The following is a 24,429-nucleotide window of genomic DNA, read 5'->3' on the forward strand; positions in this document are numbered from 1 at the left end:
GCGGCCCTGGCCCAGCGACTGGGCGACCCCGGCCGGGCGGCGGCCCTCTGGGAGGCGGGCTGGCGCCGCGGCGTGCTGGCCGGCCGCGAGGACCTGCGGCAGCGCATTCGCCTGCACCTGGCGGGCGGCACCCCGGCCCGGGCCGCCGAGCTGCTCGCCGAGAGTCTGGAGCAGGGGGATCTGGTCGACACTCTCGCCAACCGTCGCCTGCTGGCGCGGGCCTGGCAGGCGGCGCGGGACCGCGAGCGGGGGCTGGCCGCCTGGGAGGCGCTCGCCGAGCGCAGCGAGGCCGGCGGCGATTGGCTGCAGCTGGGCCGGCTGGCCCACGGCTGGGGCGAGTGGGAGATCGCCGGTGAGGCGCTGGAGAAGGCGCGCGACCTCGGCGAGGCCGAGGCGCAGGACTGGCTGGCGAGCCTGCCTGGGCAGGAGGAGGATGGCGCCGGCGGACCCGAGAGGGGCGGCCCCGCCGGCTAGTCGAGACGGCGAGGCGCGATCAGGCCTCGACGTCGGTCCAGACGGGGGCGTGGTCGGAGGGCTTTTCCATTCCACGCAGTTCGTAGTCGATGCCGGCCTCCCGGACCTTGCCGGCCAGCGGTTCGCTCACCAGGATGTAGTCGATGCGCAGGCCGCGCTTGGGCTCGCGGTCGAAGCCCTTGGAACGGTAGTCGAACCAGCTGAAGCGGTCGTCCACCCCGGGGTGGCAGAGCCGGTAGCTGTCGGTGAGTCCCCAGGCCTTGATGCCCCCGAGCCACTCCCGCTCCACCGGCTGGAAGCTGGTCTTGCCCTCGCGCAGCCAGCGCTTGCGGTTGGCCTCGCCGATGCCGATGTCGATGTCCTCGGGCGAGATGTTGAAGTCGCCCATGATCGCCAGGCGCTCCTCGGCAGAGTGCTGCTCGGCGAGCAGGCGGCTCAGCTGGGCGTAGAAGGCGCGCTTGTGGGGAAACTTCACCGGATGGTCGACGTTCTCGCCCTGGGGGAAATAGCCGTTCCATACGGTCAGCGGTTCGCCGTCCTCGCCGCGCAGGCGCACGCCGATCAGTCGCCGCTGGGCGTCCTCGCCGTCATCGGGAAAGCCCCGGTAGACCGCCTCGGGCTCGTCCCGGCACAGCAGGGCCACCCCGTAGTGGCCCTTCTGGCCGTGGAAATAGACGTGGTATCCCATGGCCTCGACGGCAGCCACCGGGAACTCGCTGTCCTGGACCTTGGTTTCCTGCAGGCCGATCACCGCCGGGCGGTGCGCCTCGATCAGCGCCTCGAGCTGGTGGAGGCGGGCACGAATGCCGTTGATGTTGAATGACACCAGGCGCATCGGTCAGTCGTCCTTGTTCTCGGGCGTGTCGGGATGGATCTCGATGGACGGGCCGGTCTCCTGACGGGCCAGCTTGCGCGCCGCCTGCAGCTTGCGCTGCTGGCGCTTCTTCTGCGTGAAGCGGCGCGACGAGGTGACCTCGTCGGGATTCTCGTGGCGCCACTGCTTGTAGTCCTTGCGCCGGCCGGTGCGAATCGTCACCTTGTCGGCCAGCGATCGGGTCTTCTTTCTGCGTGTCATGACGCATGCTCCTTGGATACTGGCCGCCATTCTACCAGCCGCGGCCACCGCTTCGACAGCGGGCGGGCCCTCGCCGCCGGAGGCTGGTACAATGGCCGTTTGCGTCACACTACCTCCCGAGACGCTTTCATCCACGACATGGACGAGACAGCACAGCCTATGAGCGAGTCGGAACAGACCACAGCACCGGCCAAGACCGAGAACCGCAAGCCCAAGCGTCGCCGTCGCAAGCCGCGCCGCCGCCAGTCGAACTGGGACCTGCGCCAGTTCCAGGTTCCCGCCGTGGCGGGCAAGTGGCGCTTCCATGACTTCGATCTGCCGCTGCCGCTGATGCGCGCCATCCACGCCCAGGGCTTCGAGTACTGCACGCCGATCCAGGCCGAGGCGCTCACCCACACGCTGCTCGGCGGCGACGTGGTCGGCAAGGCCCAGACCGGGACCGGCAAGACCGCCGCCTTCCTGATCTCGATCCTCGCCTACTTCCTCGAGGAAGAGGCCCCGGACGGCCAGAAGCCCGGCGCGCCCCGGGCGCTGATCGTGGCCCCGACCCGCGAGCTGGCGCTGCAGATCGAGAAGGACGCCAAGGCCCTGGCGCGCTTCACCCACCTCAATGTCGCCAGCGTGGTGGGGGGCATGGATTACCAGAAGCAGCTGGAGGGGCTGGGCAAGCGGCTGGATATCCTGGTCGCCACCCCGGGACGGCTGCTGGATTTCCACCAGAAGCGCGACGTCGACCTGACCCAGGTCGAGGTGCTGGTGCTCGACGAGGCGGACCGCATGCTCTCCATGGGCTTCATCCCCGACGTCAAGCGCATCATCCGCCACACGCCGAAGAAGGAAGAACGCCAGACCTTCCTGTTCTCGGCGACCTTCACCGATGACATCCTCAACCTGGCCAGCCAGTGGACCCATGAGCCGACCCACGCGGAGATCGCGGTCACCGTCGACAATGCCGCCGATATCGACCAGCGGGTCTATCTGGTCGGCGACGAGGACAAGCAGCGCCTGCTGGTCAAGCTGCTGCAGCAGGAGAGCTTCGACCGGGTGATGGTCTTCGGCAACCGCCGCGACCTGGTGCGCAAGCTCGACGAGCTGCTCAAGCAGGCCGGCATCAACGCCGCCATGCTCTCCGGCGACGTGCCCCAGAACCAGCGCATCAGCACCCTCGAGCAGTTCCGCGAGGGCGAGATCCAGGTGCTGGTGGCCACCGACGTGGCCGGCCGCGGCATCCATATCGAGGATGTCAGCCACGTGATCAACTACACCCTGCCGGAGGATCCGGAGGACTACGTCCACCGCATCGGCCGCACCGGCCGTGCCGGCGCCAAGGGCGTGTCGATCAGCTTCGTGGGCGAGGAGGACGCCTTCTCCCTGCCGGAGATCGAGCGCTTCATCAACGACAAGCTGCCCTGCGAGCATCCGCCCGAGGGGCTGCTGTAAGCTTGAAGAGCGGCGCTTCGCGCCTGGACGCGGGAAGACGCGGCTGCGCCGCTTGAAGAACGACCGTGCGGGGTGCACCCGAGAAACCACCCGAGTGAGCGGCGCCGGGGACGGGCCGTAGCGGAGGTCCTCTGCCATGGATGGCAGAGGTAGCGCCCAGGGAAGGGTTCACAGCGCCTCCGCATCGGCCTGTCGCCGGAAAAGCCGCGGTTTTACCCTAACGATGCAGGCGCAACCATGCTTGACGAGGCCCTGAAGGGCGAGATCCAGAACGCCTATCGGCGGGTGCTCGACGGCCTCGAGCTGACGCCGCGCTACGGCCAGCGGCTGATGATCGCCGAGATCGCCCGTACCCTGGCGGGCATCGAGGTCGACGATGCCGGTCGCCGCGTCAGCGACGAACATGTCTGCGTGCTCGAGGCCGGCACCGGCACCGGCAAGACCCTGGCCTACCTGCTGGCCGCGCTGCCGGTGGCCAAGGCCCGCGGCAAGCGCCTGGTGGTGGCCACCGCCACCGTGGCCCTGCAGGAGCAGGTGCTGCACCAGGACCTGCCGGCCCTCAAGGCCCACAGCGGCCTGGCCTTCGACTACGCCCTGGCCAAGGGGCGCGGCCGCTACGTCTGCGTGGCGCGCCTCGACCAGGCCATGGACGGCGGCGAGGACAACCCCACCCTGTCGCTCTTCGAGCAGGCGCTGGACAGCGGCGGCGACGACTTCCAGACCCTGGTGCAGTCCCTCGGCGAGGCCTATGGCAACGGCCGCTGGGCCGGCGATCGCGACAGCTGGCCGGAGGCCATCGACGACGCCCACTGGCGCAAGCTCACCGTCGACCACCGCCAGTGCACCAATCGCCGCTGCGGCCACTTCGGCGCCTGTGCCTTCTTCCGTGCCCGCCGCGATCTCGACAGTGCCGACGTCATCGTCGCCAACCACGACCTGGTGCTGGCCGACCTGGCCCTGGGGGGCGGCGTGGTGCTGCCGGACCCGGCCGATTGCCTGTACATCTTCGACGAGGGGCACCATCTGCCCGACAAGGCCCTCAACCATTTCACCCATCGCTTCGCCGTGGGTGGCGCCCTGCGCTGGCTGCGCACCCTGAAGAAGTCGCTCACCGAGCTGAACCAGGCCCTGGCCGTGCAGCCGACCCTGGCCCGGCTGCTGGCCGGGTTGCCCCAGGCGATCGAGGCCCTGGAGCCGAAGCTCGGCGAGGCCTTCGCCCTCGGCCACCGGCTCGCGGGGCGACCCGAGGGGCTGGGCGATGGCGAGGAGGGCGGCCAGCATCGCTTCGAGATGGGTCGGGTGCCGGGAGCCCTGCGCGAGCAGGCCGACGGGCTGGTGACGATCTTCGCCGAGCTGTCGCGCACCCTGGAGTCGATGAGCGACATCCTGCGCGAGAGCCTCGATCCCGAGAAGTCCACCGGCTTGCCCCGGGAGCAGGCCGAGCCCTGGCTGCCGCTGGTGGCGCTGCTCCACGGCCGTGCCCTGGAGGCCCATGCCCTGTGGCAGGCCTTCGCCGAGCCCGACCCCCAGGGCGAGCCGCCCCGGGCCCGCTGGCTGACCCTCGAGCGCTTCGGCGGTGAGCCGGAACTGACGTTCTCGGCGAGCCCGGTCTCCGCCGCCCATACCCTGGCCAGATCGCTGTGGGGACGCTGCTTCGGCGCGGTGGTGACCTCGGCGACCCTCACCGCGCTGGGCCGCTTCGAGCGCCTGCAGGAGCGTGCCGGACTGGCCAACCGCTATCGCTACCAGCGCCTGCCGAGTCCGTTCGACTATTCCCGGGCGGTGCTCAGCGTGCCCCGCGAGGCGGTGGACCCCGCCGATCGCGAGGGCCACGAGCGGGCCATCATCGACTTCGTCGAGGCCCTGGGCGATGACGAGGCGGTGCTGATGCTGTTCTCCTCGCGCGCCCAGCTGCGGGCCGTGGAGAAGGGGCTTTCGCCGGCGCGGCGCGAGCGGGTGCTGGCCCAGGACCGGCTCCCCAAGCGCGAGCTGGTGGAGCGCCACCGGGCCCGGGTCGACCAGGGCGAGGGCAGCATCCTGTTCGGCCTGGCGAGCTTCGCCGAAGGCATCGACCTGCCCGGCGACTACCTGACCCATGTGGTGATCACCCGGCTGCCCTTCGCCGTGCCCGACGACCCGGTGGGGGCGACGCTGGCCGAGTGGATCGAGAGCCAGGGCGGCAACCCCTTCATGCGCATCAGCGTCCCCGATGCCTCCATCAAGCTGGTGCAGGCCTGCGGGCGGCTGATCCGCAAGGAGGCCGACCAGGGGCGCATCACCCTGCTCGACCGCCGGGTGCTGACGCGCCGCTATGGTCGCGCGCTGCTCGACGCCCTGCCGCCCTTCGCCCGCGAGATCGACGGGGTGGTGCAGGGCGGGTGAGTCATAGGGGCGCGGACCGGCAATCGCGCCTCGCGGACGGCGGGAATCGACATGAAACTGATCCTCAGTCGCAAGGGCTTCGATAGCGCCGCCGGGGGTGTGCCCAGCCCCATCCTGCCCGATGGCCGGCTGGTGGTGCTGCCGATCCCCGACGCCCGCTCGGTCATCCCCTACGGCGAGATCACCCATCAGGGCGAGCCCCTCGGGCCCCTGGTGTCCGATCTGACCCGGGGCAGGATCGCCCCGGGCACCGGGGCGCACCTGGATCCCGACCTGTTGTCCGATAGCCTGCCGCGACGTCCGGGCTGGCGGCCGCTGTTCGGCCAGATGGGCCAGGCCCAGAGCCACCTGCGCAACCAGGGCGTCGGCGCGGGGGACCTGTTCCTGTTCTTCGGGCTCTTTCGCCGTGTCGAGCGGGGGGCGAACGGCTGGGCCTACGTGAGGGACGCCAGGCCCCGTCATGTGCTGTGGGGCTGGATGCAGGTGGCCGGGACGCTGTCGCTGGGCGATGCCGTGCCCGAGGGCGTCGAGTGGGCACACGACCATCCGCACTGCCAACGGCTCGATGCCCCCCACAACGTGCTGCATCTCGCCAGTTCCCGGTTGACCATCGCGGGGCGCGACACCGGACTGCCGGGCGCCGGCATCTTCCCGCGCGACGCGGCGCGCCTGCACCTGACGGCCGCCGGCGCCGGGAAGGTCTCCGCCTGGCAGCTGCCGCGCTGGTTTCATCCCGGGGAAGGGCGCCCGCCGCTGAGCTATCACGCCGATCCGCGACGCTGGCGGCGGCACGCCGACCGCGTCGAGCTGCAGGCCGTGGCCCGCGGCCAGGAGTTCGTGCTGGATACCGAGCAGTATCCCGAGGCGCTACCCTGGGCGCGGGAGTTGATCGCCGGCGCGAGCGCTGCCGGGGACGGCAGCAGCGGTAATGGGGAGGCGGGATGACGATTCGCTTTCGGCAGGCGGAGGCGGCGGACGCCGAGGCGCTGGCCGGGCTGTTGTCGCCGCTGGGCTACGCGCATACCGCCGGCAGCGTGCGCGACAACCTCGCCGAGAGGGTCGCGCGCGGAGGGGCGGTCATCATCGCCGAGGATCAGCGGGCGGTCGTTGGCTGCGTCTCGGCCCTCCTCGACGTGCGTCTGGCGGAGGGGCGTTGCGGCGAGGTCGCGAGCCTGGTCGTCGCCGAGACGCGCCGGGGACAGGGGCTGGGCGCCCAGCTGGTGGCCGCCGCCGAAGCTGGCTGAGGCTCCTTGCCGACCGGGTCCGGGGGCGGGCCAACGTGCAGCGCCGGGCGGCGCATGCCTGCTATCGGCGGCAGGTCTATCGGCTCGACAAGCGCCAGTGCCTGTTGGCCAAGTCGCTCGAGGAGTAAGGTCTTCAGGGTGGCTTGGCGGACCCTGGCGTCGCGCCGTCAAGGATCGCGCGATGGGGCGCGTCAAGGAAGAAACCAGTGGACAGGGAGGTGTCATGCTGAAGATCGTGCGCCGACTGCTGCCGGAATTCGGCACTACCTACGGGCCCGCCGGGGATGGCCCGTTTCCGGGCATATTGATCCTGCACGGTTCCGAGGGCGGCTACTCCGGATGGTCGCACCGCCTGGCGGTGCTGTTTGCGGCGCATGGGTTCCTGGCCTATCCCCATGCCTATTCGCGGGGCGGCAACGCCTGGAATGCCGGCGCGATCGAGGAGGTACCCCTGGATCGGACCGCCGACGCATTGAGCGCATTGCGGGAGTTTCCGCCTTGTTCCGGGCGGGTCGGCTTGTATGGGCTGTCGCGGGGCGGCGAGCACGCCCTCTTGCTGGCATCGCTGATGGCCCGGGAAGGGCAGGCAGGACAGGCCGACGCGCTGGCCGCCCATGCCCCGGCCGATGTGATCTGCGGGAGCTTCGATGCCCGATCCTTCCGGGACTCGGGGGATCCTGGCTGGCAAGCCTGGGATGCCGCCTCGCGGGCATGGTCATGGCGAGGGAGTTCCGAAGGCCTCAAGCCGACGACACCCATCGAGATCGAGCGTTATAGCGGGCCCGTCTTCCTGAGCCACGGGGTGGAGGATGCCACCTGGAGCGTCGCCATGACCCGCCGCCTGTCGGCTCGGCTTGGCGAGAGAAGAGGGCATATCGAGACCCACCTCTACGAGGGGGAGGGGCATCTCCTGCGCAGCGAGGCGGAGAACCTGCATCATGAACGGCTGCTGCGGTTCTTCACCCGATGCCTCGGCCAGGGGGGCGAGGCTTGAAACAGCTCTTCGAGGACGTCTGGATCGCCGATGGTGACACCGTGTCCTTCTATACCTTGCCCTACACCACGCGGATGACGCTGGTGCGCCTCGCCGATGGCACGCTGTGGGTCCACAGCCCGATCCGCTTGAATGCCGGGCTCCGCCGCAGGGTGGAGGCGCTGGGGGAGGTGCGTTACCTGGTGGCGCCGAACCACTTGCATCACCTGTACCTGCAAGACTGGCAGCGGGCCTATCCCGACGCGCGGCTCTTCGGGACCCGGGAAGTCATCACCAAGCGAGGCGAGCTGGCCTTCGACGGCCGATTGGACGCCGGGGCCTCCTACCCATGGTCGGACGAACTGCGCCACCTGCTGTTCACCGGCTCGCGTCTCATGGAGGAGTGCGTCTTCCTGCATGTCGCGACGCGAACCCTGATCGTGGCGGATCTGGTCGAGAACTTCGCGCCTCGAGCCTTCGGGCCGCTGCAGAGGGGCGTGGCTCGGATGACCGGCATCCTCGCGCCCAATGGCGGGATGCCCCGGGACTGGCGGCTGAGCTTTGCCTTTCACAAGGCCGAGGCGAGGGCGCACCTCCGCAGCCTTCTGGCCTGGCGGCCCGAGACGATCGTCATGGCGCACGGCGAGATCGTCGACACCGATGCACAGGCCTTCCTGAGACGCTCGTTCGGCTGGCTTAAGCCTTAGAGGGGCGCCAGGAAAACGACCAGGGCCCGCCATATGGCGGGCCCTGGTCGTGGACGTAAGCGCGGCGTCAGGCGGCCTGGCGGCGCTTGGCCAGCACCGGGGCCAGCTTCTCGTTCATGCCCTTGAAGGCGGTCTCGGTGGTGTCCCAGTCGATGCAGGCGTCGGTGACGGAGACCCCGTAGAGCAGCTGGCTGTGGTCCTCGGGGATCTTCTGGCTGCCCCAGCCGAGGTTGGACTCGACCATCAGCCCGATGATCGAGTGGTTGCCTTCCAGGATCTGGTTGGTGACGTTCTCCAGCACCAGCGGCTGCAGGCCGGGATCCTTGTTGGAGTTGGCATGCGAGCAGTCGATCATGATGTTCGGGGTGACGCCGGCCTTGTTCAGCTCCTGCTCGGCCAGCGCCACGCTGACGCTGTCATAGTTCGGCTTGCCGTTGCCGCCGCGCAGCACCACATGGCCATAGGCGTTGCCGCGGGTGCGGATGATCGCCACCTTGCCGGCCTGGTCGATGCCCAGGAAGTTGTGCGGATGGGCCACCGACTGCAGGGCATTGACGGCCACGTCGAGGCTGCCGTCGGTGCCGTTCTTGAAGCCCACCGGACAGGACAGGCCGGAGGCCATCTCGCGGTGGGTCTGGGACTCGGTGGTCCGAGCGCCGATGGCCGACCAGCTGATGCAGTCCTGCAGGTACTGCGGCGAGATCGGGTCCAGCGCCTCGGTGGCGAGCGGCAGGCCCATCTCGGCCAGTTCGACGAGCAGGCGGCGAGCGATGTGCAGGCCTTCCTCGATCTCGAAGGAACCGTTCAGGTGGGGGTCGTTGATCAGGCCCTTCCAGCCCACCGTGGTGCGCGGCTTCTCGAAATACACGCGCATCACGATATACAGGCTATCCTTGACCTCATCCGCCAGGCGCCGCAGCTGGCGGGCATAGTCCAGGGCGGCGTCCACGTCGTGGATCGAGCAGGGGCCAACCACCATCAGCAGGCGGGGGTCGCGGCCGTCGAGAATGGCCTGGATGGTGTTGCGCCCCTCGATCACCGTCCGCTCGGCCTCGTCGGAGAGGGGAATCTGCTGCTTGAGGGCCGCCGGAGTGATGAGGACGTCCTCGGAGAGGACGTTGAGGTTGTTGACCTGATGCTCGGACATTGTGCTTCGCTACCTGTGTCGTGTCAGCGCTGAGTCGGCGTGAGACGTCTACTATCGCCCGCGTGCCGGGCAAATTCAATCGCAGACGGAACCCAGGGGCGGTGGCGCTTGTCTCACCGCCGGCGTTGACGGCGCGTGCCCGGGGCACGCCTGCCTGGGCGCGCCGAGGTCATCTAGCCGCTTGATGCCTGCCCGAGAAACAGGAACACTTGGGCACCTGCCGACATCGGCGCACGCTCACCCCAGGGTCTAGGTTGATACATATGGAAGCGACACCAGTCTCATCGCGACGTTCCACCGGAGCGCCGCGTCCAGCTCGCGCCGCGGGGAGGCGTTGAATGGGCACTCGGGAGACCGACCAGCAACTCGTCGAGCGCGCCCAGAAAGGGGATACCCGCGCCTTCGACCTGCTGGTCAAGAAGTACCAGCACAAGATCATCGGCCTGATCGGTCGCTACGTGCACGATCATGCCGAGGTGCAGGACGTGGCCCAGGAGGCGTTCATCAAGGCCTATCGGGCGCTGGGCAAGTTCCGCGCCGAGAGCGCCTTCTATACCTGGATGTACCGCATCGCCATCAACACCGCCAAGAATCACCTGGTCTCCAAGGGGCGCCGCCCACCGGGCAGCGACCTGGATATCGTCGACGCCGAGATCGTCGACCATAGCGGACGGCTGGCCGACATCGAGACCCCCGAGGCCGCCATCGCCCGGGACCAGTTGCAGGCGGCCGTCTTCGAGGCCATCGAGGCCCTCCCCGATGACCTGCGCACGGCCATCACCCTGCGCGAACTCGATGGGCTCTCCTACGAGGACATCGCCAACATCATGGACTGCCCGGTGGGCACGGTGCGCTCGCGCATCTTCCGCGCCAGGGAGGCGGTGGATCAGCATATTCGTCCCCTGGTGACCACGTCGCGCAATCAGGAAGCGCTGACCGAATGAATCGAATTTTCATCGTTTTTGCCGATTGGCTGAACTGTCGGACGCCGCTGACGTCATATGCGGTGACCGGCTCGCCAGTCGAGCGCCGAGAGCGTGCCGACGTCGCCGAGAGGGTGGCCATCGAGGCCGGGATACCGGGCTTCCAATGGATGCAAGGCGGACAAGTCTTGACGAGTGTGAGGGGTGAAGAATGAGTCAGAACGCACGGGAATCGCTTTCTGCGCTAATGGACAACGAAGGTGACGAGCTCGAGTTGCGACGCCTGCTGAAGTCGCTGGACGACGAGCCCGATGCGGCGGACGCCTGGCGTCGCTACCATCTGATGAGATCCCTGCTGCGTCGCGAGACGGAGGTCGATGTTTCCACCGACCTGTCCGCGGGCGTGATGGCCCGGCTGCAGGACGAGCCGGCCCCGATGGCCGCGGATGAGCAGCCCGCGACCCGCCGGTCCCTGCCGATGATGCGCAGCGCCGGTATCGCCGCGGCGGTCTCGCTGATGGTGATCACCGGGGTACAGTTCTACAACGGCGCCTCGCCGCTGGGCACGCCAACGGGCACCGCGCCCGTGGCGACCACCGCCGACGGTACCGGCCAGGCGACCGGCCCGAGCGTCCAGGCGCCGTCGCTGGTCGACCTGCCGATGTTCCAGTCGCAGCCCGCCCAGTCCGCCGGCAGTCAGCAGGGCCTGATGACCGTGGGCGCCGGGGACGGCACGCCGATGTTCATGTCGCCGACCCAGCGCCAGTCCCTGCGCATGGACCGCCAGCAGGCCCTGCTGCTGCAGTCCTATCTCGACCGTCACGCCGAAGGCGCCGCCGCCAGTGGCGGGGATGTCTGGATGCCGCTGCTGCGGGCCTCCGGAAGCGAGCCGCTGGGTCAGCGTTGATGGCGGTCTGGCGCAGACGGTCACGCCACCTGATGGCCCTGGTGCTGGCCGGCGCCGCGATGACATCGGTCGCCGCGGCCGAGGAAGCCTCGCCGGCGCCGAGCGACGAGCAGTTCGATTGCACCACCCTGGCCGACGAGCCCGGTCCCGAGTCGGCCAGGGCGTGGTTCGAACGCAGCCTGTGGGCCGGCCACTGCTATGTCTTCCAGGCCCGCGCGGTACGCATCGGGGTGGATGGCGTGCGCACCCTGGCGCTGTCCCACGAGATTCGCGACGGCGTCGAGCGCGAGGTCGCCCGCTTCCTGGACGGGCCGCCGGTGGTCTTCGAGCGGCAGGGGCGCATCGCCCGGCTGAACGGCATGGCCGCCGGTCCCACCCTGGCCTCGCCGGCCGCCATCGTGCAGCATCTCGACGGCCTCTATCGCCTGCAGCTCTCCGGGGAGGATCGCATCGCCGGTCGCCGGACCCTGCGTCTCGAGATCGAGCCGCTGGACGAGATGCGCTACGGCCATCGTCTCTGGCTGGACGCCCGTACCGCCCTGCCGCTCAAGCAGATGCTGCTCGACGAGCAGGGGCGGGTAGTGGAGACCTTTCAGGTCACCGAGCTGCGCGACCCCCGGCTCCACCAAGGCCGCGTCGGCCTCGCGCCCGGGCAGGCACCCGTGGAGGATCGCTGGCGCCCCGGCTGGCTGCCGGAAGGCTTCGTGTCCCAGCCGGTGAAGACCCACGGCTCGCGCCGCCCGGGGGTCAGTCATCGTGTCTATGGTGACGGCCTGGCCACGCTGAGTGTCTTCGTCGAGCCCCTCGAGGGCCGGGACCTGTTGATTCCCGGCGTGCATCGCCTGGGCGTCTCCCATGCGGCGGTACTGCATCGCGAGCTGGGTGGGCAGTCCCGCCAGGTGGTGGCCATGGGCGAGCTGCCGCCCCGGGTGCTGCGCCGGGTGGTCGAGGCCGTGGAGTGGCAGGACGAGGCCGGCGACGGGGGCTCGGCCACGGCGGAGGCCGCCAGCCAATGACCGCTGCCGCCGTCGACCCTGTCGCCTTGCTCGTCGAGCAGGGCCGGGTCGTCGAGCCCTTCGCGGGAGGCGCCTGGGTCGAGGTCAGTCGCCAGTCGGCCTGTGGCGCCTGCCATGCCCGTCAGGGCTGCGGCACTCGGGCCTTGGCACGCTGGCAGGCGTCGCGTCCCTGGCGGGTGGCCATCCACGCGGACCAGCCGCTGGCCATCGGCGACGTCGTGTCCCTCGGACTGCCGGCCCGGGCCGTGGCCCGTGCCAGCCTCTGGACCTACGGCCTGCCGCTGGGCCTGGCGCTCGTCGGCGCCCAGCTCGCCGACCTCCTGGGCCTGTCCGACCCCCTGGTGGCGCTCGCCTTCGGCGGTGGTCTGGTCGCCGGCGGCGGCCTGCTTCGCCGGCACCTCCAGCGTCATGCCCGGTGCTACCGGCCGCGGCTGCTCGCGGTCAGTCGATCATCGGGCTGAACCTTTCACCGTTAGCGCGGTAACAAGAAAGCATCACTTCTCATCATTCCCAAGTCACAGGAGTCTTTCATGACACGCATGACGCGACAGCTTTCCCTGTGGATGCTCCTGACCCTGGCGGTCCTCGCCAGCCAGTCCGCCCTGGCCCGTGAACTGCCGGACTTCACCGGCCTGGTCAAGCAAGCGGCGCCCGGCGTGGTCAACATCTCCACGTCCCGGGTGGTCGAACGGCCCGGCTCGCCCCTCGGCCAGTTCGGCGGCCAGGAGATTCCCGAGCTCTTCCGCCACTTCTTCGGTGATCGCATGCCGGTGCCCCCGGGGGGTAGGGGGCGCAGCGAGGAGCGTCAGTCGCTGGGCTCGGGCTTCATCATCGACGAGGACGGCTACATCATGACCAACGCCCATGTGGTCGATGGGGCCGACCAGATCCTGGTGCGTCTCAACGACCGTCGCGAGCTCGAGGCCGAACTGGTGGGAGCCGACGAGAAGACCGACGTGGCGGTGCTCAAGGTCGATGCCGACGACTTGCCGACCCTCGAGCTGGGCGATTCCGACCGCCTCGAGGTCGGCGAATGGGTGGCGGCCATCGGCTCGCCCTTCGGCTTCGACCATTCGGTGACCGCCGGCATCGTCAGCGCCATCAACCGCACCCTGCCGCGGGATGTCTACGTGCCCTTCATCCAGACCGATGTGGCCATCAACCCGGGCAACTCCGGCGGTCCGCTGTTCAACCTGGATGGCGAGGTGGTCGGCATCAACTCCCAGATCTTCACCCGCAGCGGCGGCTTCATGGGACTGTCGTTCGCGATTCCCATCAATGTGGCCATGGACATCGCCGACCAGCTGCGCGCCGACGGCTCGGTGAGCCGCGGCTGGCTCGGCGTGATGATCCAGCCGGTGTCCCGGGAACTGGCGGAATCCTTCGGCATGGACAACCCCCGCGGGGCGCTGATCGCCGATCTCGACCCCGAGGGGCCGGCGGCCGAGGGCGGCCTGCAGGCCGGTGACATCATCCTCGCGGTCAACGGTGAGGACGTGGATCGCTCCAGTACCCTGCCGCGGCTGATCGGCCGCGTCTCGCCGGGCGACGACGCGGAACTGAGCGTGCTGCGCGACGGCGAGCGCCGGACGATCAACATGGCCGTGGGCGCCTGGCCCGACGCGCCCGCCCTGGCCGGTGGCAACGGCGACAACGCCGCGCCGACGCGCCTGGGCGTCGTCGTCCAGTCCCTGGAGGAGGGCGAGCGTCGCAAGCTGGGACTCGAGCATGGCGTGCGTGTCACCGAACTTGCTCCCGATGGCATCGCCGCCTCCGCGGGGATCCGGCCCGGTGATATCCTGGTCAGCATCGGCCAGCGGGCGGTGGACAACCCGGCCCAGCTCGGCGAGCTGGTCGCCGAGGTCCCGGAGGGCAGCGTGGTGCCGGTCCGGCTGTATCGGGAGGGCCGCTCCTACTATGTGGCACTGCGACTCGCCTCCGACTGAGGCCAACATCGCAAGCGCCGAGATCCGCGACCCGACGGCGCCGGCCGTCGGGTCGCTGTATCTGGCCGGCGCATCTCGCTACAATGCCGCCATCTTACACGACGCCCCGGTCCGGACATTCCATCGATCTCGGGTCCCCGGCGCGATCATGAAACGGATTACCCCGCATGGCAGAAAGCGACAACCGTAAAGTAATCAACGGGATACGGAACTTCTCGATCATCGCCCACATCGATCACGGCAAGTCGACCCTGGCCGATCGCCTGATCCAGACCTGTGGCGGCCTCACCGAGCGCGAACTGAAGGAGCAGGTCCTCGACTCCATGGACCTCGAGCGCGAACGCGGCATCACCATCAAGGCCCAGTCGGTGACGCTGGACTACCATGCGCAGGACGGCAACGTCTATCAGCTCAACTTCATCGACACCCCGGGGCACGTCGACTTCTCCTACGAGGTCTCCCGCTCGCTGTATGCCTGCGAGGGGGCCCTGCTGGTGGTGGACGCCGCCCAGGGCGTCGAGGCCCAGTCGGTGGCCAACTGCTACACCGCCATCGAGCAGGGCCTCGAGGTGCTGCCGGTGCTCAACAAGATGGACCTGCCCCAGGCCGACCCCGACAAGGTGGCCCACGAGGTCGAGGAGATCATCGGCCTGGATGCCACCGACGCCTGCCAGGTGTCGGCCAAGAGCGGCCTGGGCATCGATGCGCTGCTCGAGCGCCTGGTGCGCGATATCCCGCCGCCCAAGGGCGACCGCGAGGCGCCGCTCCAGGCGCTGATCATCGACTCCTGGTTCGACAACTACCTGGGCGTGGTCTCGCTGGTGCGGATCTTCGACGGCACCCTGAAGAAGGGCGACAAGATCCGCATCACCTCCACCGGCCGCGACTGGCAGGCCAACGAGGTGGGCATCTTCACCCCGCAGCGCCGCGAGACCGGCATCCTGCGCGCCGGCGAGGTGGGCTTCGTGGTGGCCGGCATCAAGGACATCCACGGCGCGCCGGTGGGCGACACCATCACCCATGCCAAGACTCCGGACGTCAAGCGGCTGCCGGGCTTCCAGAAGGTCAAGCCCCAGGTCTACGCCGGCATGTTCCCGGTCAGTGCCGATGACTACGAGGATTTCCGCGACGCCCTCGAGAAGCTGGCGCTCAACGACGCCTCCCTGGACTACGAGCCGGAGAACTCCGATGCCCTGGGCTTCGGCTTCCGGGTCGGCTTCCTCGGCACCCTGCACATGGAGATCGTCCAGGAGCGCCTCGAGCGCGAGTACGACCTGGACCTGCTGACCACCGCGCCCACGGTGGTCTACGAGCTGCTGATGAAGGACGGCGAGCTGCGCTACGTCTCCAATCCCTCCAAGCTGCCGGACATGGCGGACGTGGAGGAGATGCGCGAGCCGGTGGTGCGCGCCAGCATCCTGGTGCCCCAGGACTTCGTCGGCAACGTCATCGCCGAGTGCGAGCAGCGCCGCGGCACCCAGCTCGACATGCTGTTCCTGGGCAGCCAGATCCAGCTCACCTACGAGCTGCCCATGAGCGAGGTGGTGATGGACTTCTTCGACCGCCTGAAGTCGATCTCCAAGGGCTATGCCTCCCTGGAGTACAACTTCGAGCGCTTCGAGGCGGCCAAGCTGGTCCGGCTCGACGTGCTGATCAACGGTGACCGGGTCGATGCCCTGGCCGTGATCATCCACCGCGACCATGCCCACTCCCGTGGCCGGGTGCTGGTCGAGAAGATGAAGGAACTGATCCCGCGGCAGATGTTCGACGTGGCCATCCAGGCGGCGATCGGCGGCCAGGTGGTGGCCCGCTCCACCGTCAAGGCGCTGCGCAAGAACGTCACCGCCAAGTGTTACGGCGGTGACATGACCCGCAAGAAGAAGCTGCTGGAGAAGCAGAAGGCGGGCAAGAAGCGCATGAAGCAGGTCGGCCGGGTGGAGATTCCCCAGGATGCCTTCCTCGCCGTGCTCAAGGTGAACGACTAGGGAAGGACGACGACAATGGATTTTGCACTCCTCTTGGTGGTGGCGGTCGGCGTCACCGGGGCGGTCTGGCTGCTGGATCTGGTCTGGTGGCGTCCCGCCCGCCGACAACGGCTGCTGGCCCACACCGAGGCGGGCACCACCGAGGGGCTCGATCCGGTGGCCCGGGAGAAGGCCGTCAAGGACCCCTGGCCGGTGGACTACGCGCGCTCCTTCTTCCCGGTGCTGCTGGTGGTGCTGGTGCTGCGCAGTTTCGTGGTGGAGCCCTTCCAGATTCCCTCCGGCTCCATGCGTCCGACCCTGGAAGTGGGCGACTTCATCCTGGTCAACAAGTTCGCCTACGGGCTGCGCCTGCCGGTGGCCAACCACAAGGTCGTCGAGCTGGGCGAGCCCGAGCGCGGCGACGTCATGGTGTTCCGCTTCCCCAGCGAGCCGTCGGTGAACTTCATCAAGCGGGTCATCGGGCTGCCCGGTGACCATATCCGCTACGCGGACAAGCAGCTCTATGTCAACGGCGAGCCGGTGCCCAAGCGCCTGGTCGAGGCGGGCCCGCCGACCCAGCCCGACGAGCTGTTGCTGGAAGAGCAACTGGGCGACGTCGCTCACGCTATCTACACTAACCCTCGCGACCCCGGCCCGCAGATGCGGGAGCTGGTGGTGCCCGAGGGGCATTACTTCACCATGGGCGACAATCGCGACCACTCCAACGACAGCCGCTACTGGGGCTTCGTGCCGGAAGAGAACATCGTGGGCAAGGCCTTCGCCGTCTGGATGCACTGGGACGGTGGACTGCCGAGCTTCACCAGCGTGCGTCGTATCCAATGACTGCCAGGAACGGCAGCGTCTGTCATGACATAGCAGGAGCTTCGTGAGCAATTCCCTGACACTTTTCAGCCGTCGCATCGGCCATGACTTCGCGCAGCCCGAGCTGCTCGAGCTGGCCATGACCCACCGCAGTTACGGCGGCCGCAACAACGAGCGCCTCGAGTTCCTCGGTGACTCCATCGTCAACTTCGTCATCGCCGAGGACCTCTTCCAGCGCTTTCCCCAGGCCCGGGAGGGCCAGCTGTCGCGCCTTCGCGCCCGCCTGGTCAAGGGGCAGACCCTGGCCGAGCTGGCGCGGGAGATGGCCTTCGGCGAGTGCCTGCGCCTGGGCTCGGGCGAGATGAAGAGCGGCGGCCAGCGCCGCGACTCGATCCTCGCCGATGCGGTCGAGGCGGTGATCGGCGCCATCTACCTGGATGCCGGCATGGATACCGCCCGCTCCCGGGTGCTGGCCTGGTATGCCGAGCGCCTGGAGGCCATCAACCTGCAGGATACCCAGAAGGACCCCAAGACACGCCTGCAGGAGTTCCTGCAGTCGCGCCAGGTGGCGCTGCCGCGCTACGAGGTGGTCTCGGTGGAGGGGGAGGCCCATGCCCAGACCTTCACCGTCGAGTGTCATGTCGAGATGCTCGAGGAACATACCCTCGGCATCGGCGCCAGTCGCCGACATGCCGAACAGCAGGCCGCCCAGCAGGCGCTGGCACGGCTCGAATCCCAGGGAGCCCGCTCATGACCCAGACCTGTGGCTTCGTGGCCATCGTCGGTCGCCCCAACGTCGGCAAGTCGACGCTGATGAACCGTATCCTCGGCCAGAAGATCTCCATCACCTCCCGGCGGCCGCAGACCACGCGCCACCAGGTGATGGGCATCAAGACCGAGGGCGACAGCCAGTTCCTCTATGTCGATACCCCGGGGATCCACATCCTCGAGAAGGACCGCAACAAGGCCATCAACCGCTTCATGAACCAGGCCGCCACCCAGGCCCTGCGCGACGTGGACTGCGTGGTCTTCATCATCGACCGGACCCGCTGGACCGCCGAGGACCAGGTGGTGCTGGAGCGCCTGGCCAACGTCGAGGCGCCGGTGATCCTGGCGGTCAACAAGGTCGATCGCCTCAAGGACAAGGCGGAACTGTTGCCCTGGCTGGAGTCGGCAGGCGCCCGTCGAGACTTCGCCGCCATCGTGCCGATTGCCGCCAAGCACGGCACCAATGTGGCCGAGCTCGAGGCCGAGGTCGCCAAGCACCTGCCGGAGAGCGTCCACTATTTCCCCGAGGATCAGGTCACCGACAAGAGTCAGCGCTTCCTGGCCGCCGAGCTGGTGCGCGAGAAGGTCATGCGCCAGCTCGGCGACGAGCTGCCCTACCAGATGACCGTCGAGATCGAGGAATTCCGCGACGAGGGCCGGGTGATCCACATCAGTGCCCTGATCATGGTCGAGCGCCAGGGCCAGAAGAAGATCCTGATCGGCGACAGTGGCGAGCGGATCAAGAAGATCGGCCGCGAGGCGCGGCTCGACATGGAACGGGCGCTCGGCGCCAAGGTCATGCTCAATCTGTGGGTCAAGGTCAAGCGCGGCTGGTCCGACGACGAGCGGGCACTCAAGAGCCTGGGCTACGATCTGGATTGATGGGGGCGAGGCGTGGGGCGTCCGGGGGGAGGCGTGACGGAGACTCTCACACCTCACTCCTTACCCCTCACTCTTGATGGCCTCGCACCTCGCACCTCGCACCTCGCACCTCGAGCTTCATCCCATGACGCCCCAGCCGGCCTACCTGCTGCACAAGCGGCCCTACCGCGAGACCAGTGCCCTGATCGAGCTGCTGACCCTGGATCACGGCCGGGTCAGGGCCGTGGCGCGTGGCGTGCAGCGGCCCAGGAGCCAGGCGCGGGCCGCGTTGCAGCCCTTCGCCCCCCTGCATGTCACCTGGAGCGGGGGCGGCGAGCTCAAGCGCCTGGGCCTGATCGAATCCCGTGGCCCGGCGGCGATGCTGGCCGGCGAAGGGCTGCTCTGTGGCCTCTATGCCAACGAGCTGCTCACCCGGCTGTTGCCGGTGGAGCTGCCGGTGGCCGAGGTCTTCGCCTTCTACACCGCCACCCTCGAGGCCCTGCCGCGTCCCGCGGCCCGGGCCGGCGTGCTGCGTCGCCTGGAGCTTTCGCTGCTCGAGGCGCTGGACGCCGAGCCGCGCTTCTGCGGCCCCGAGGGGCAGGCCCTGGATCCCCAGGGCCGCTATGTCTTCGAGCCGGCCTCCCGGGCCTTCGTGCCCGGCGAGCCCGGCATCGATGGCCGCACCCTCAAGCTGCTCGCCGCGGGGGACTGGCGGACCCCGGGCCTCGCCGGCCCGGCCAAGGCCGTCACCCGGGCGGCCATGGCGCCGCTGCTGGGCAGCCGTCCCCTGCGGTCCCGCGAATGGATGCACCAGCTGGCGGCGCGGCGCCGGGCCTCCCAGGCTTGAAGAGTGGCGCTTCGCGCCTGGAAGCGTGAAGCCGGAAGACAGGATTGCGGCACAGGCGGGTGGTAACATGCTGTTTTCCAGCTTCCAGCTCACCGAAGGAGACTCCATGCATCCCCCCCGCATCCTGCTCGGCGTCAACATCGACCATATCGCCACCCTGCGCCAGGCCCGCGGCACCCGCTATCCCGATCCCGTCCAGGCCGCCCTGCTGGCCGAGGAGGCCGGCGCCGACGGCATCACCGTGCACCTGCGCGAGGACCGTCGGCATATCCAGGAGCGCGACGTGCGCCTGCTGGCCGAGGTGCTCACGACCCGCATGAACCTCGAGATGGCGGTCACCGAGACGATGCTGGCGCTTGCCGAGACGCTTCGCCCGGCCCATGTCTGCCTGGTGCCCGAGAAGCGCGAGGAACTGACCACCGAGGGTGGCCTGGACGTGGCCGGTGGCGTCGAGGCCATCGCCGCGGCCTGTCGTCGGCTGGCCGAGGCGGGCTGCGAGGTCTCGCTGTTCATCGACCCCGAGCCCGCCCAGGTCGAGGCGGCGGCGCGCGCCGGGGCGCCGGTGATCGAGCTGCACACCGGGGCCTATGCCGAGGCGAGCGGCGCCGAGGCCGCCCGGGAGCACGCGCGCCTGGTGGCCGCGGCGGAGATGGCCGGAGAGCTGGGGCTGACTGTCAATGCGGGCCATGGCCTGCACTACCATAATGTCGAGGCGATCGCCGCGATTCCCGGGCTCCACGAACTCAACATCGGTCACGCGATCATCGCCCGGGCGCTGTTCGTCGGCCTCAAGGAGGCCGTGGCCGAGATGAAGCGTCTGGCCATCGCCGGCCAGGAAGCCGGCCTGCTGGCGGCGCTCGACGAGCATGACCACGATCACGACGACGCGGGTGATTGCTGCCGATGATCATCGGGGTGGGGACCGACATCGCCCGGGTGTCGCGCTTCGAGCGTGCCGTGGTGCGCCATGGCGAGCGCTTCGCCCACCGCCTGCTCGGCGACGACGAATTGGCCCTGTTCCAGGCGCGGGGCCGGCCGGTGGCCTACCTGGCCAAGCGCTTCGCCGCCAAGGAGGCCTTCGTCAAGGCGCTAGGGACCGGCCTGCGACGGGGCATGCGCTGGACCGAGATCCAGGTGATCAACGATGCCATGGGGCGTCCCTCCCTGCTGCTGTCCGGCCAGGCCCATGACCTGGCCGAGGCGGCCGGCGTCAAGGCCCTTCATCTCTCGCTGTCGGACGAGGACGCCTTCGCCGTGGCCTTCGTGGTGCTGGAGGGCTGAGCCGCCTGCCAGGTTCTCAGGCCCGCCATGGCGGCATACAGGTCCGGCAGCAGGGCGGTGACCGCCTCGAGGCCCCGGGAACGCAGGCGGGTCTCCAGGGTTTCCGCCAGCAGCCCCAGGCGCGGGACCCCGCAATAGCGGCAGGCCCCGTTGAGCGCATGCAGGGCGTCGAGCAGCGCTTCCCCGTCGCCTCGCCCGGCGGCCCGGCGGATGCTGGCCTCGCTGTCGTCCAGGGAGGCGATCAACTGGCCCAGCAGCTGGCGCGCCAGCGCCTCGCGTCCGCCGGCCAGCCGGGTGCCGAGGGCCAGGTCCACCTCCGCCAGTTCCGCGTCATGGCCGACCGGCTCGCCGGCGGCGGGTGACGCCCGTTCCATGGCCAGCCCGACGCCCAGATGGTGGTGCAGCAGGCCCGACAGCTCGGTGAGATCCAGGGGTTTCTCCAGCACGCCATCCAGTCCGCTCTCGAGCAGCTCGCGGCGCTGATCGCTGTGGATATGGGCCGTGACGGCGATGATCGGCAGCCCCCGCCAGCGGCCGCCCAGGGCACGCAGGGCCCGGGTCGTCTCGACCCCGTCCATGCCCTGCATGCGGATGTCCATCAGCACCCCATCGAAGGGCGTCTCCTGGGCCATCGCCAGGGCCTCCTCGCCACTGGCGGCGAGAGTCACCTCGAGGGTCGGCCCCTTGACGAGCTCCTTGAGCAGCAGCCGGTTGGATTCGGTGTCGTCGACCACCAGCAGTCGCCGCTGGGGGCTCGGCGGTCGGGCGGGGCGAAGGGCGGCGCCTTCGAGGGTACGTCTCACCGCGCCGGCCAGCCCCTTGCGCGACAGCGGCTTGCTGAGGATCTCCCCGCCATGGGGCAGCGCCAGGTCGGGCAGGTCGGGCGGGCTGGCATTGACCAGCAGCAGCGCCGGGCAGCCCAGGGCGTCGAGGCGTTGCTGCCAGCCCGCCCGGCCCGTCGGCTCGAGGTCCTCGGGGGTCAGGCCGATCACGGCCAGTGCCGGGCTGGCCGCAGGGCGTCCCGTCAGGCCGCTGACTCGGGCGCCCCAGCGGGTCATCAGGTGCTGCAGGGCGCGCCGGGTGGGCAGGTGGGGCTCGGCGAGCACGATCAGGGTGTCGTCGAGGTGCAGCTCCGGGGGGCGTTCCGCCTCGGCCTGGCAGGCCAGGGGCAGGGTGAAGGCGAAGGTCGAGCCTTCCCCGGGGGTACTGTCGACGTGGATCTCGCCGCCCATCTGCTCGACCAGCTGGCGGCTGATGGTCAGGCCCAGCCCGGTGCCGCCGAACTCCCGCTGATGGCTGGCGTCGGCCTGGTGGAAGGCCCGGAACAGGCGGCGCTGGGCCTCGTCGGACAGGCCGATGCCGGTATCGGTGACCAGCACGCGCAGGCGCGTGTAACCGGGCGCCTGCTGCTCCACCATCACCCGGACGATGACCTCGCCGGCCTCGGTGAACTTGACGGCATTGCCCACCAGGTTGGTCAGCACCTGGCGGATGCGCAGGGGGTCGCCACTGAGGGCCTCGGGGACGTCGTCGTAGACCAGGCCGAGCAGCTGGAGGTCCTTCTGCTGAGCCTGGGGCGCCTGCAGGCCGAGGACTTCGTCGACCAGCGCCACCATGTCCAGGGCCGTGTGCTCGAGCTCGAGGCAGCCGGCCTCGATCTTCGAGAAGTCGAGCACGTCGTTGACCAGCATCAGCAGGTTGTCGCAGGCCCGCTGGACATGATCGAGCCACTCGCGCTGGCGCGGCGCCAGCTCGGTGCGGTGCAACAGGCGGCAGAAGCCGACGATGCCGTTGAGCGGCGTGCGGATCTCGTGGCTCATGTTGGCCAGGAACTCCGACTTGGCGCGGTTGGCCTCCAGGGCCCGGCGGTGGGCCAGGTCCAGCTCGATGTTCTGGACCTCGATGGTCTCCATGGATTCCTGCAACTCGCCGGTGGCCTGCTCGATCTGGATCTGCAGGTCGTCCCGGGCCGAGGCCAGGTGCGCGTTGAGCTCGTTGAGGTGCCGGGCCAGCCGGGCCATCTCGGCGTCGGACGGGATCGGCAGGGGGGACGGGGCGTGGCCGGCCATCAGCTGCTCGAGGGTCAGGCTGGCCTCGTCGAGGGGCTGGGTCACCCGGCGGGTGGTGGAATGGGCCACCAGGAACAGCAGCAGTCCGGCCATCAGCAGCACCAGGCCGCCGGTGGCGAGCTGGCGATAGTAGGCCAGCGGCAGCGCGGAGGCGTCGATGTCCAGCAACAGTCGGGCCCCGGGCGTGCCCGGCAGCGGAACGGCCAGCAGCCACTGGCGTCCCTGGGTGGCCAGCTGGGGCCCCTCGGTGGCCTCGGGGGCGTCGAGGGGGCGCAGGCGCCCGAGTTCCAGGCGCAGGATGCCGTCGGCGCCCTGCACGCCGAGGGCGCGCACCTCCTCCAGGTCGAGTAGCCGCCCGGCCGTGGTCGCGAGGGCCTGTCGATCACCGTCGGCCAGGGCCTCGCCCAGGGTCGGGGCCAGCAGCTCCGCCGTCCGGGTCAGGTGGTCGCGCAGCAGGCGGTGATGGCGGCGATCCTCCAGCTCCGTCACCACGGCCGCCGCCAGGGTCAGCAGGAGCAACGGCAGGGCGAGGGTGGCCAGCATCAGGCGGGTCTTCAGTGACATCGGCGAGGCTCGTCGGGTGGCGGCGTGTCGAGGGCCAGTATGCCACAGCCGGGGGGGATGCCTGTCCAGTGCGGTCGGCCAAGGATATAATGCCGACAAGACGTTTCCACTAGGAAGGTTGCATGCATTTCCCCACCCTGGAGGAAACCATCGGCCATACGCCGCTGGTTCGCCTCACGCGTATCTCCGCCGGGCGCAACAATACCCTGCTGGCCAAGCTCGAGGGCCACAATCCGGCCGGCTCGGTGAAGGACCGCCCGGCGCTGTCCATGCTCCAGCAGGCCGAGCGGCGCGGCACCATTAGCCCTGGCGATACCCTCATCGAGGCCACCTCCGGCAACACCGGCATCGCCCTGGCCATGGCGGCCGCCATCAAGGGCTATCACCTGGTGCTGATCATGCCCGAGAGCGCCTCCGACGAACGCAAGCAGGCCATGGCCGCCTATGGCGCGGAGCTGATCGGCGTCAGCAAGGAAGGGGGCATGGAGGCGGCGCGGGACCTGGCCGAGACCATGATCGCGCGGGGCGAGGGCAAGCCGCTCGATCAGTTCGCCAACCCCGACAACCCGTTGGCCCACTATCAGGGCACCGGTCCCGAGCTATGGGAGCAGACGGGGGGCGCCATCACCCATTTCGTCAGCTCGATGGGCACCACCGGCACCATCATGGGCGTCTCCCGCTACCTCAAGGAGCGCGATCCCGCGGTACAGATCATCGGCCTGCAGCCCGCGGACGGTGCCAGCATCGCCGGCATCCGCCGCTGGCCCGAGGCCTACCTGCCGCGTATCTTCGAGCCGACCCGGGTCGACCGGGTGCTGGATATCGGCCAGGAGGAGGCCGAGGTGCACATGCGACGCCTGGCCCGGGAGGAGGGGATCCTCGCCGGCGTCTCGTCCGGCGGTGCCCTGGCGGGGGCCCTGCGCGTGGCCGAGGAGGTCGAGAACGCGGTGATCGTCTTCATCGTCTGCGACCGCGGCGACCGTTACCTGTCCACTGGCCTGTTCGCCCCGGAGTCCTGA

At 69.4% G+C, this 24,429-nt stretch carries 23 protein-coding genes and 1 pseudogene; 20 read left to right on the plus strand and 4 right to left on the minus strand.

The window, feature by feature from the left end; translation table 11 throughout:
• A pseudogene (locus tag QWY76_RS12060) lies at positions 1–474 on the plus strand (hypothetical protein); the annotation flags it as partial.
• A gap of 19 nt (positions 475–493) precedes the next feature.
• On the opposite strand, the gene xthA reads toward QWY76_RS12060, so the two are convergent.
• Both xthA and QWY76_RS12070 read right to left on the minus strand, forming a co-directional pair.
• Positions 494–1,309, minus strand: a complete 816-nt coding sequence (gene xthA / locus QWY76_RS12065; protein ID WP_290311476.1) for an exodeoxyribonuclease III — start codon at positions 1,307–1,309, stop codon at positions 494–496.
• A 3-nt stretch (positions 1,310–1,312) separates the two neighbouring features.
• The gene (locus QWY76_RS12070; protein WP_290311477.1) at positions 1,313–1,549 is read right to left on the minus strand and encodes a hypothetical protein; all 237 of its coding nucleotides are present in this window, start codon (positions 1,547–1,549) and stop codon (positions 1,313–1,315) included.
• A 159-nt stretch (positions 1,550–1,708) separates the two neighbouring features.
• Between QWY76_RS12070 and rhlB the strand changes: the two genes are divergently transcribed.
• The 6 genes from rhlB (at position 1,709) to QWY76_RS12100 (ending at position 8,295) form a co-directional block, all read left to right on the plus strand.
• The gene (gene rhlB, locus QWY76_RS12075) at positions 1,709–2,989 is read left to right on the plus strand and encodes an ATP-dependent RNA helicase RhlB (protein ID WP_290311478.1); all 1,281 of its coding nucleotides are present in this window, start codon (positions 1,709–1,711) and stop codon (positions 2,987–2,989) included.
• A gap of 237 nt (positions 2,990–3,226) precedes the next feature.
• The gene (gene dinG / locus QWY76_RS12080) at positions 3,227–5,371 is read left to right on the plus strand and encodes an ATP-dependent DNA helicase DinG (RefSeq protein ID WP_290311479.1); all 2,145 of its coding nucleotides are present in this window, start codon (positions 3,227–3,229) and stop codon (positions 5,369–5,371) included.
• 51 nt (positions 5,372–5,422) lie between these two features.
• Positions 5,423–6,316 carry an Nmad3 family putative nucleotide modification protein gene (locus tag QWY76_RS12085; protein WP_290311480.1) on the plus strand — a complete coding sequence of 298 codons (894 nt, stop codon included), beginning with the start codon at positions 5,423–5,425 and terminating at the stop codon, positions 6,314–6,316.
• Positions 6,313–6,615, plus strand: coding sequence for a GNAT family N-acetyltransferase (locus QWY76_RS12090; RefSeq protein WP_290311481.1), 303 nt, complete (start codon positions 6,313–6,315; stop codon positions 6,613–6,615). Before QWY76_RS12085 ends, QWY76_RS12090 begins: the two co-directional genes overlap by 4 nt.
• A gap of 223 nt (positions 6,616–6,838) precedes the next feature.
• Positions 6,839–7,609, plus strand: coding sequence for an alpha/beta hydrolase family protein (locus QWY76_RS12095; protein ID WP_290311482.1), 771 nt, complete (start codon positions 6,839–6,841; stop codon positions 7,607–7,609).
• Complete coding sequence (locus QWY76_RS12100; protein ID WP_290311483.1) at positions 7,606–8,295, plus strand: DUF4336 domain-containing protein; 690 nt, start codon at positions 7,606–7,608, stop codon at positions 8,293–8,295. Before QWY76_RS12095 ends, QWY76_RS12100 begins: the two co-directional genes overlap by 4 nt.
• A gap of 67 nt (positions 8,296–8,362) precedes the next feature.
• On the opposite strand, the gene QWY76_RS12105 is transcribed toward QWY76_RS12100, so the two are convergent.
• Positions 8,363–9,442 (minus strand): 3-deoxy-7-phosphoheptulonate synthase, encoded by a 1,080-nt coding sequence (locus tag QWY76_RS12105; protein ID WP_290311484.1) that lies wholly within the window; start codon positions 9,440–9,442, stop codon positions 8,363–8,365.
• A gap of 338 nt (positions 9,443–9,780) precedes the next feature.
• On the opposite strand from QWY76_RS12105, the gene rpoE reads away from it, so the two are divergent.
• From rpoE to acpS, 12 genes are all read left to right on the plus strand, one after another.
• Positions 9,781–10,386 carry an RNA polymerase sigma factor RpoE gene (gene rpoE / locus QWY76_RS12110; protein ID WP_183384120.1) on the plus strand — a complete coding sequence of 202 codons (606 nt, stop codon included), beginning with the start codon at positions 9,781–9,783 and terminating at the stop codon, positions 10,384–10,386.
• 190 nt (positions 10,387–10,576) lie between these two features.
• On the plus strand, positions 10,577–11,272 hold the full coding sequence (locus QWY76_RS12115; RefSeq protein WP_290311485.1) for a sigma-E factor negative regulatory protein: 696 nt from the start codon (positions 10,577–10,579) through the stop codon (positions 11,270–11,272).
• Positions 11,272–12,288 (plus strand): MucB/RseB C-terminal domain-containing protein, encoded by a 1,017-nt coding sequence (locus QWY76_RS12120; RefSeq protein WP_290311486.1) that lies wholly within the window; start codon positions 11,272–11,274, stop codon positions 12,286–12,288. Before QWY76_RS12115 ends, QWY76_RS12120 begins: the two co-directional genes overlap by 1 nt.
• Complete coding sequence (locus tag QWY76_RS12125; RefSeq protein ID WP_290311487.1) at positions 12,285–12,749, plus strand: SoxR reducing system RseC family protein; 465 nt, start codon at positions 12,285–12,287, stop codon at positions 12,747–12,749. Before QWY76_RS12120 ends, QWY76_RS12125 begins: the two co-directional genes overlap by 4 nt.
• A 69-nt stretch (positions 12,750–12,818) precedes the next feature.
• Positions 12,819–14,234 carry a DegQ family serine endoprotease gene (locus QWY76_RS12130; RefSeq protein WP_290311488.1) on the plus strand — a complete coding sequence of 472 codons (1,416 nt, stop codon included), beginning with the start codon at positions 12,819–12,821 and terminating at the stop codon, positions 14,232–14,234.
• A gap of 167 nt (positions 14,235–14,401) precedes the next feature.
• Positions 14,402–16,219, plus strand: coding sequence for a translation elongation factor 4 (gene lepA / locus QWY76_RS12135; RefSeq protein ID WP_290311489.1), 1,818 nt, complete (start codon positions 14,402–14,404; stop codon positions 16,217–16,219).
• A 15-nt stretch (positions 16,220–16,234) separates the two neighbouring features.
• A complete protein-coding gene (gene lepB, locus QWY76_RS12140; RefSeq protein ID WP_290311490.1) occupies positions 16,235–17,041 on the plus strand; it encodes a signal peptidase I in 807 nt (268 codons plus the stop codon).
• A gap of 43 nt (positions 17,042–17,084) precedes the next feature.
• Positions 17,085–17,774, plus strand: a complete 690-nt coding sequence (gene rnc / locus QWY76_RS12145; protein WP_290311491.1) for a ribonuclease III — start codon at positions 17,085–17,087, stop codon at positions 17,772–17,774.
• Positions 17,771–18,670, plus strand: coding sequence for a GTPase Era (era, locus tag QWY76_RS12150; RefSeq protein ID WP_290311492.1), 900 nt, complete (start codon positions 17,771–17,773; stop codon positions 18,668–18,670). The genes rnc and era overlap by 4 nt, the downstream gene beginning before the upstream one ends.
• Before the next feature lie 124 nt (positions 18,671–18,794).
• Entirely contained in the window at positions 18,795–19,496 is a 702-nt protein-coding gene (recO, locus tag QWY76_RS12155; protein ID WP_290311493.1) for a DNA repair protein RecO, read from the plus strand.
• Positions 19,497–19,602: 106 nt separating this feature from the next.
• Positions 19,603–20,403 carry a pyridoxine 5'-phosphate synthase gene (gene pdxJ, locus QWY76_RS12160; protein WP_290311494.1) on the plus strand — a complete coding sequence of 267 codons (801 nt, stop codon included), beginning with the start codon at positions 19,603–19,605 and terminating at the stop codon, positions 20,401–20,403.
• The gene (gene acpS / locus QWY76_RS12165) at positions 20,400–20,777 is read left to right on the plus strand and encodes a holo-ACP synthase (RefSeq protein ID WP_290311804.1); all 378 of its coding nucleotides are present in this window, start codon (positions 20,400–20,402) and stop codon (positions 20,775–20,777) included. Before pdxJ ends, acpS begins: the two co-directional genes overlap by 4 nt.
• Here the strand turns inward: acpS and QWY76_RS12170 are convergent.
• Positions 20,717–23,410: an ATP-binding protein gene (locus tag QWY76_RS12170; protein WP_290311495.1), complete on the minus strand. Its 2,694-nt coding sequence runs from the start codon at positions 23,408–23,410 to the stop codon at positions 20,717–20,719. The genes acpS and QWY76_RS12170 overlap by 61 nt on opposite strands.
• A gap of 122 nt (positions 23,411–23,532) precedes the next feature.
• On the opposite strand from QWY76_RS12170, the gene cysM reads away from it, so the two are divergent.
• Positions 23,533–24,429 carry a cysteine synthase CysM gene (cysM, locus tag QWY76_RS12175; protein WP_290311496.1) on the plus strand — a complete coding sequence of 299 codons (897 nt, stop codon included), beginning with the start codon at positions 23,533–23,535 and terminating at the stop codon, positions 24,427–24,429.

Origin of the sequence: Halomonas maura, assembly GCF_030409305.1 — a bacterium.
Lineage (GTDB): Bacteria > Pseudomonadota > Gammaproteobacteria > Pseudomonadales > Halomonadaceae > Halomonas > Halomonas maura.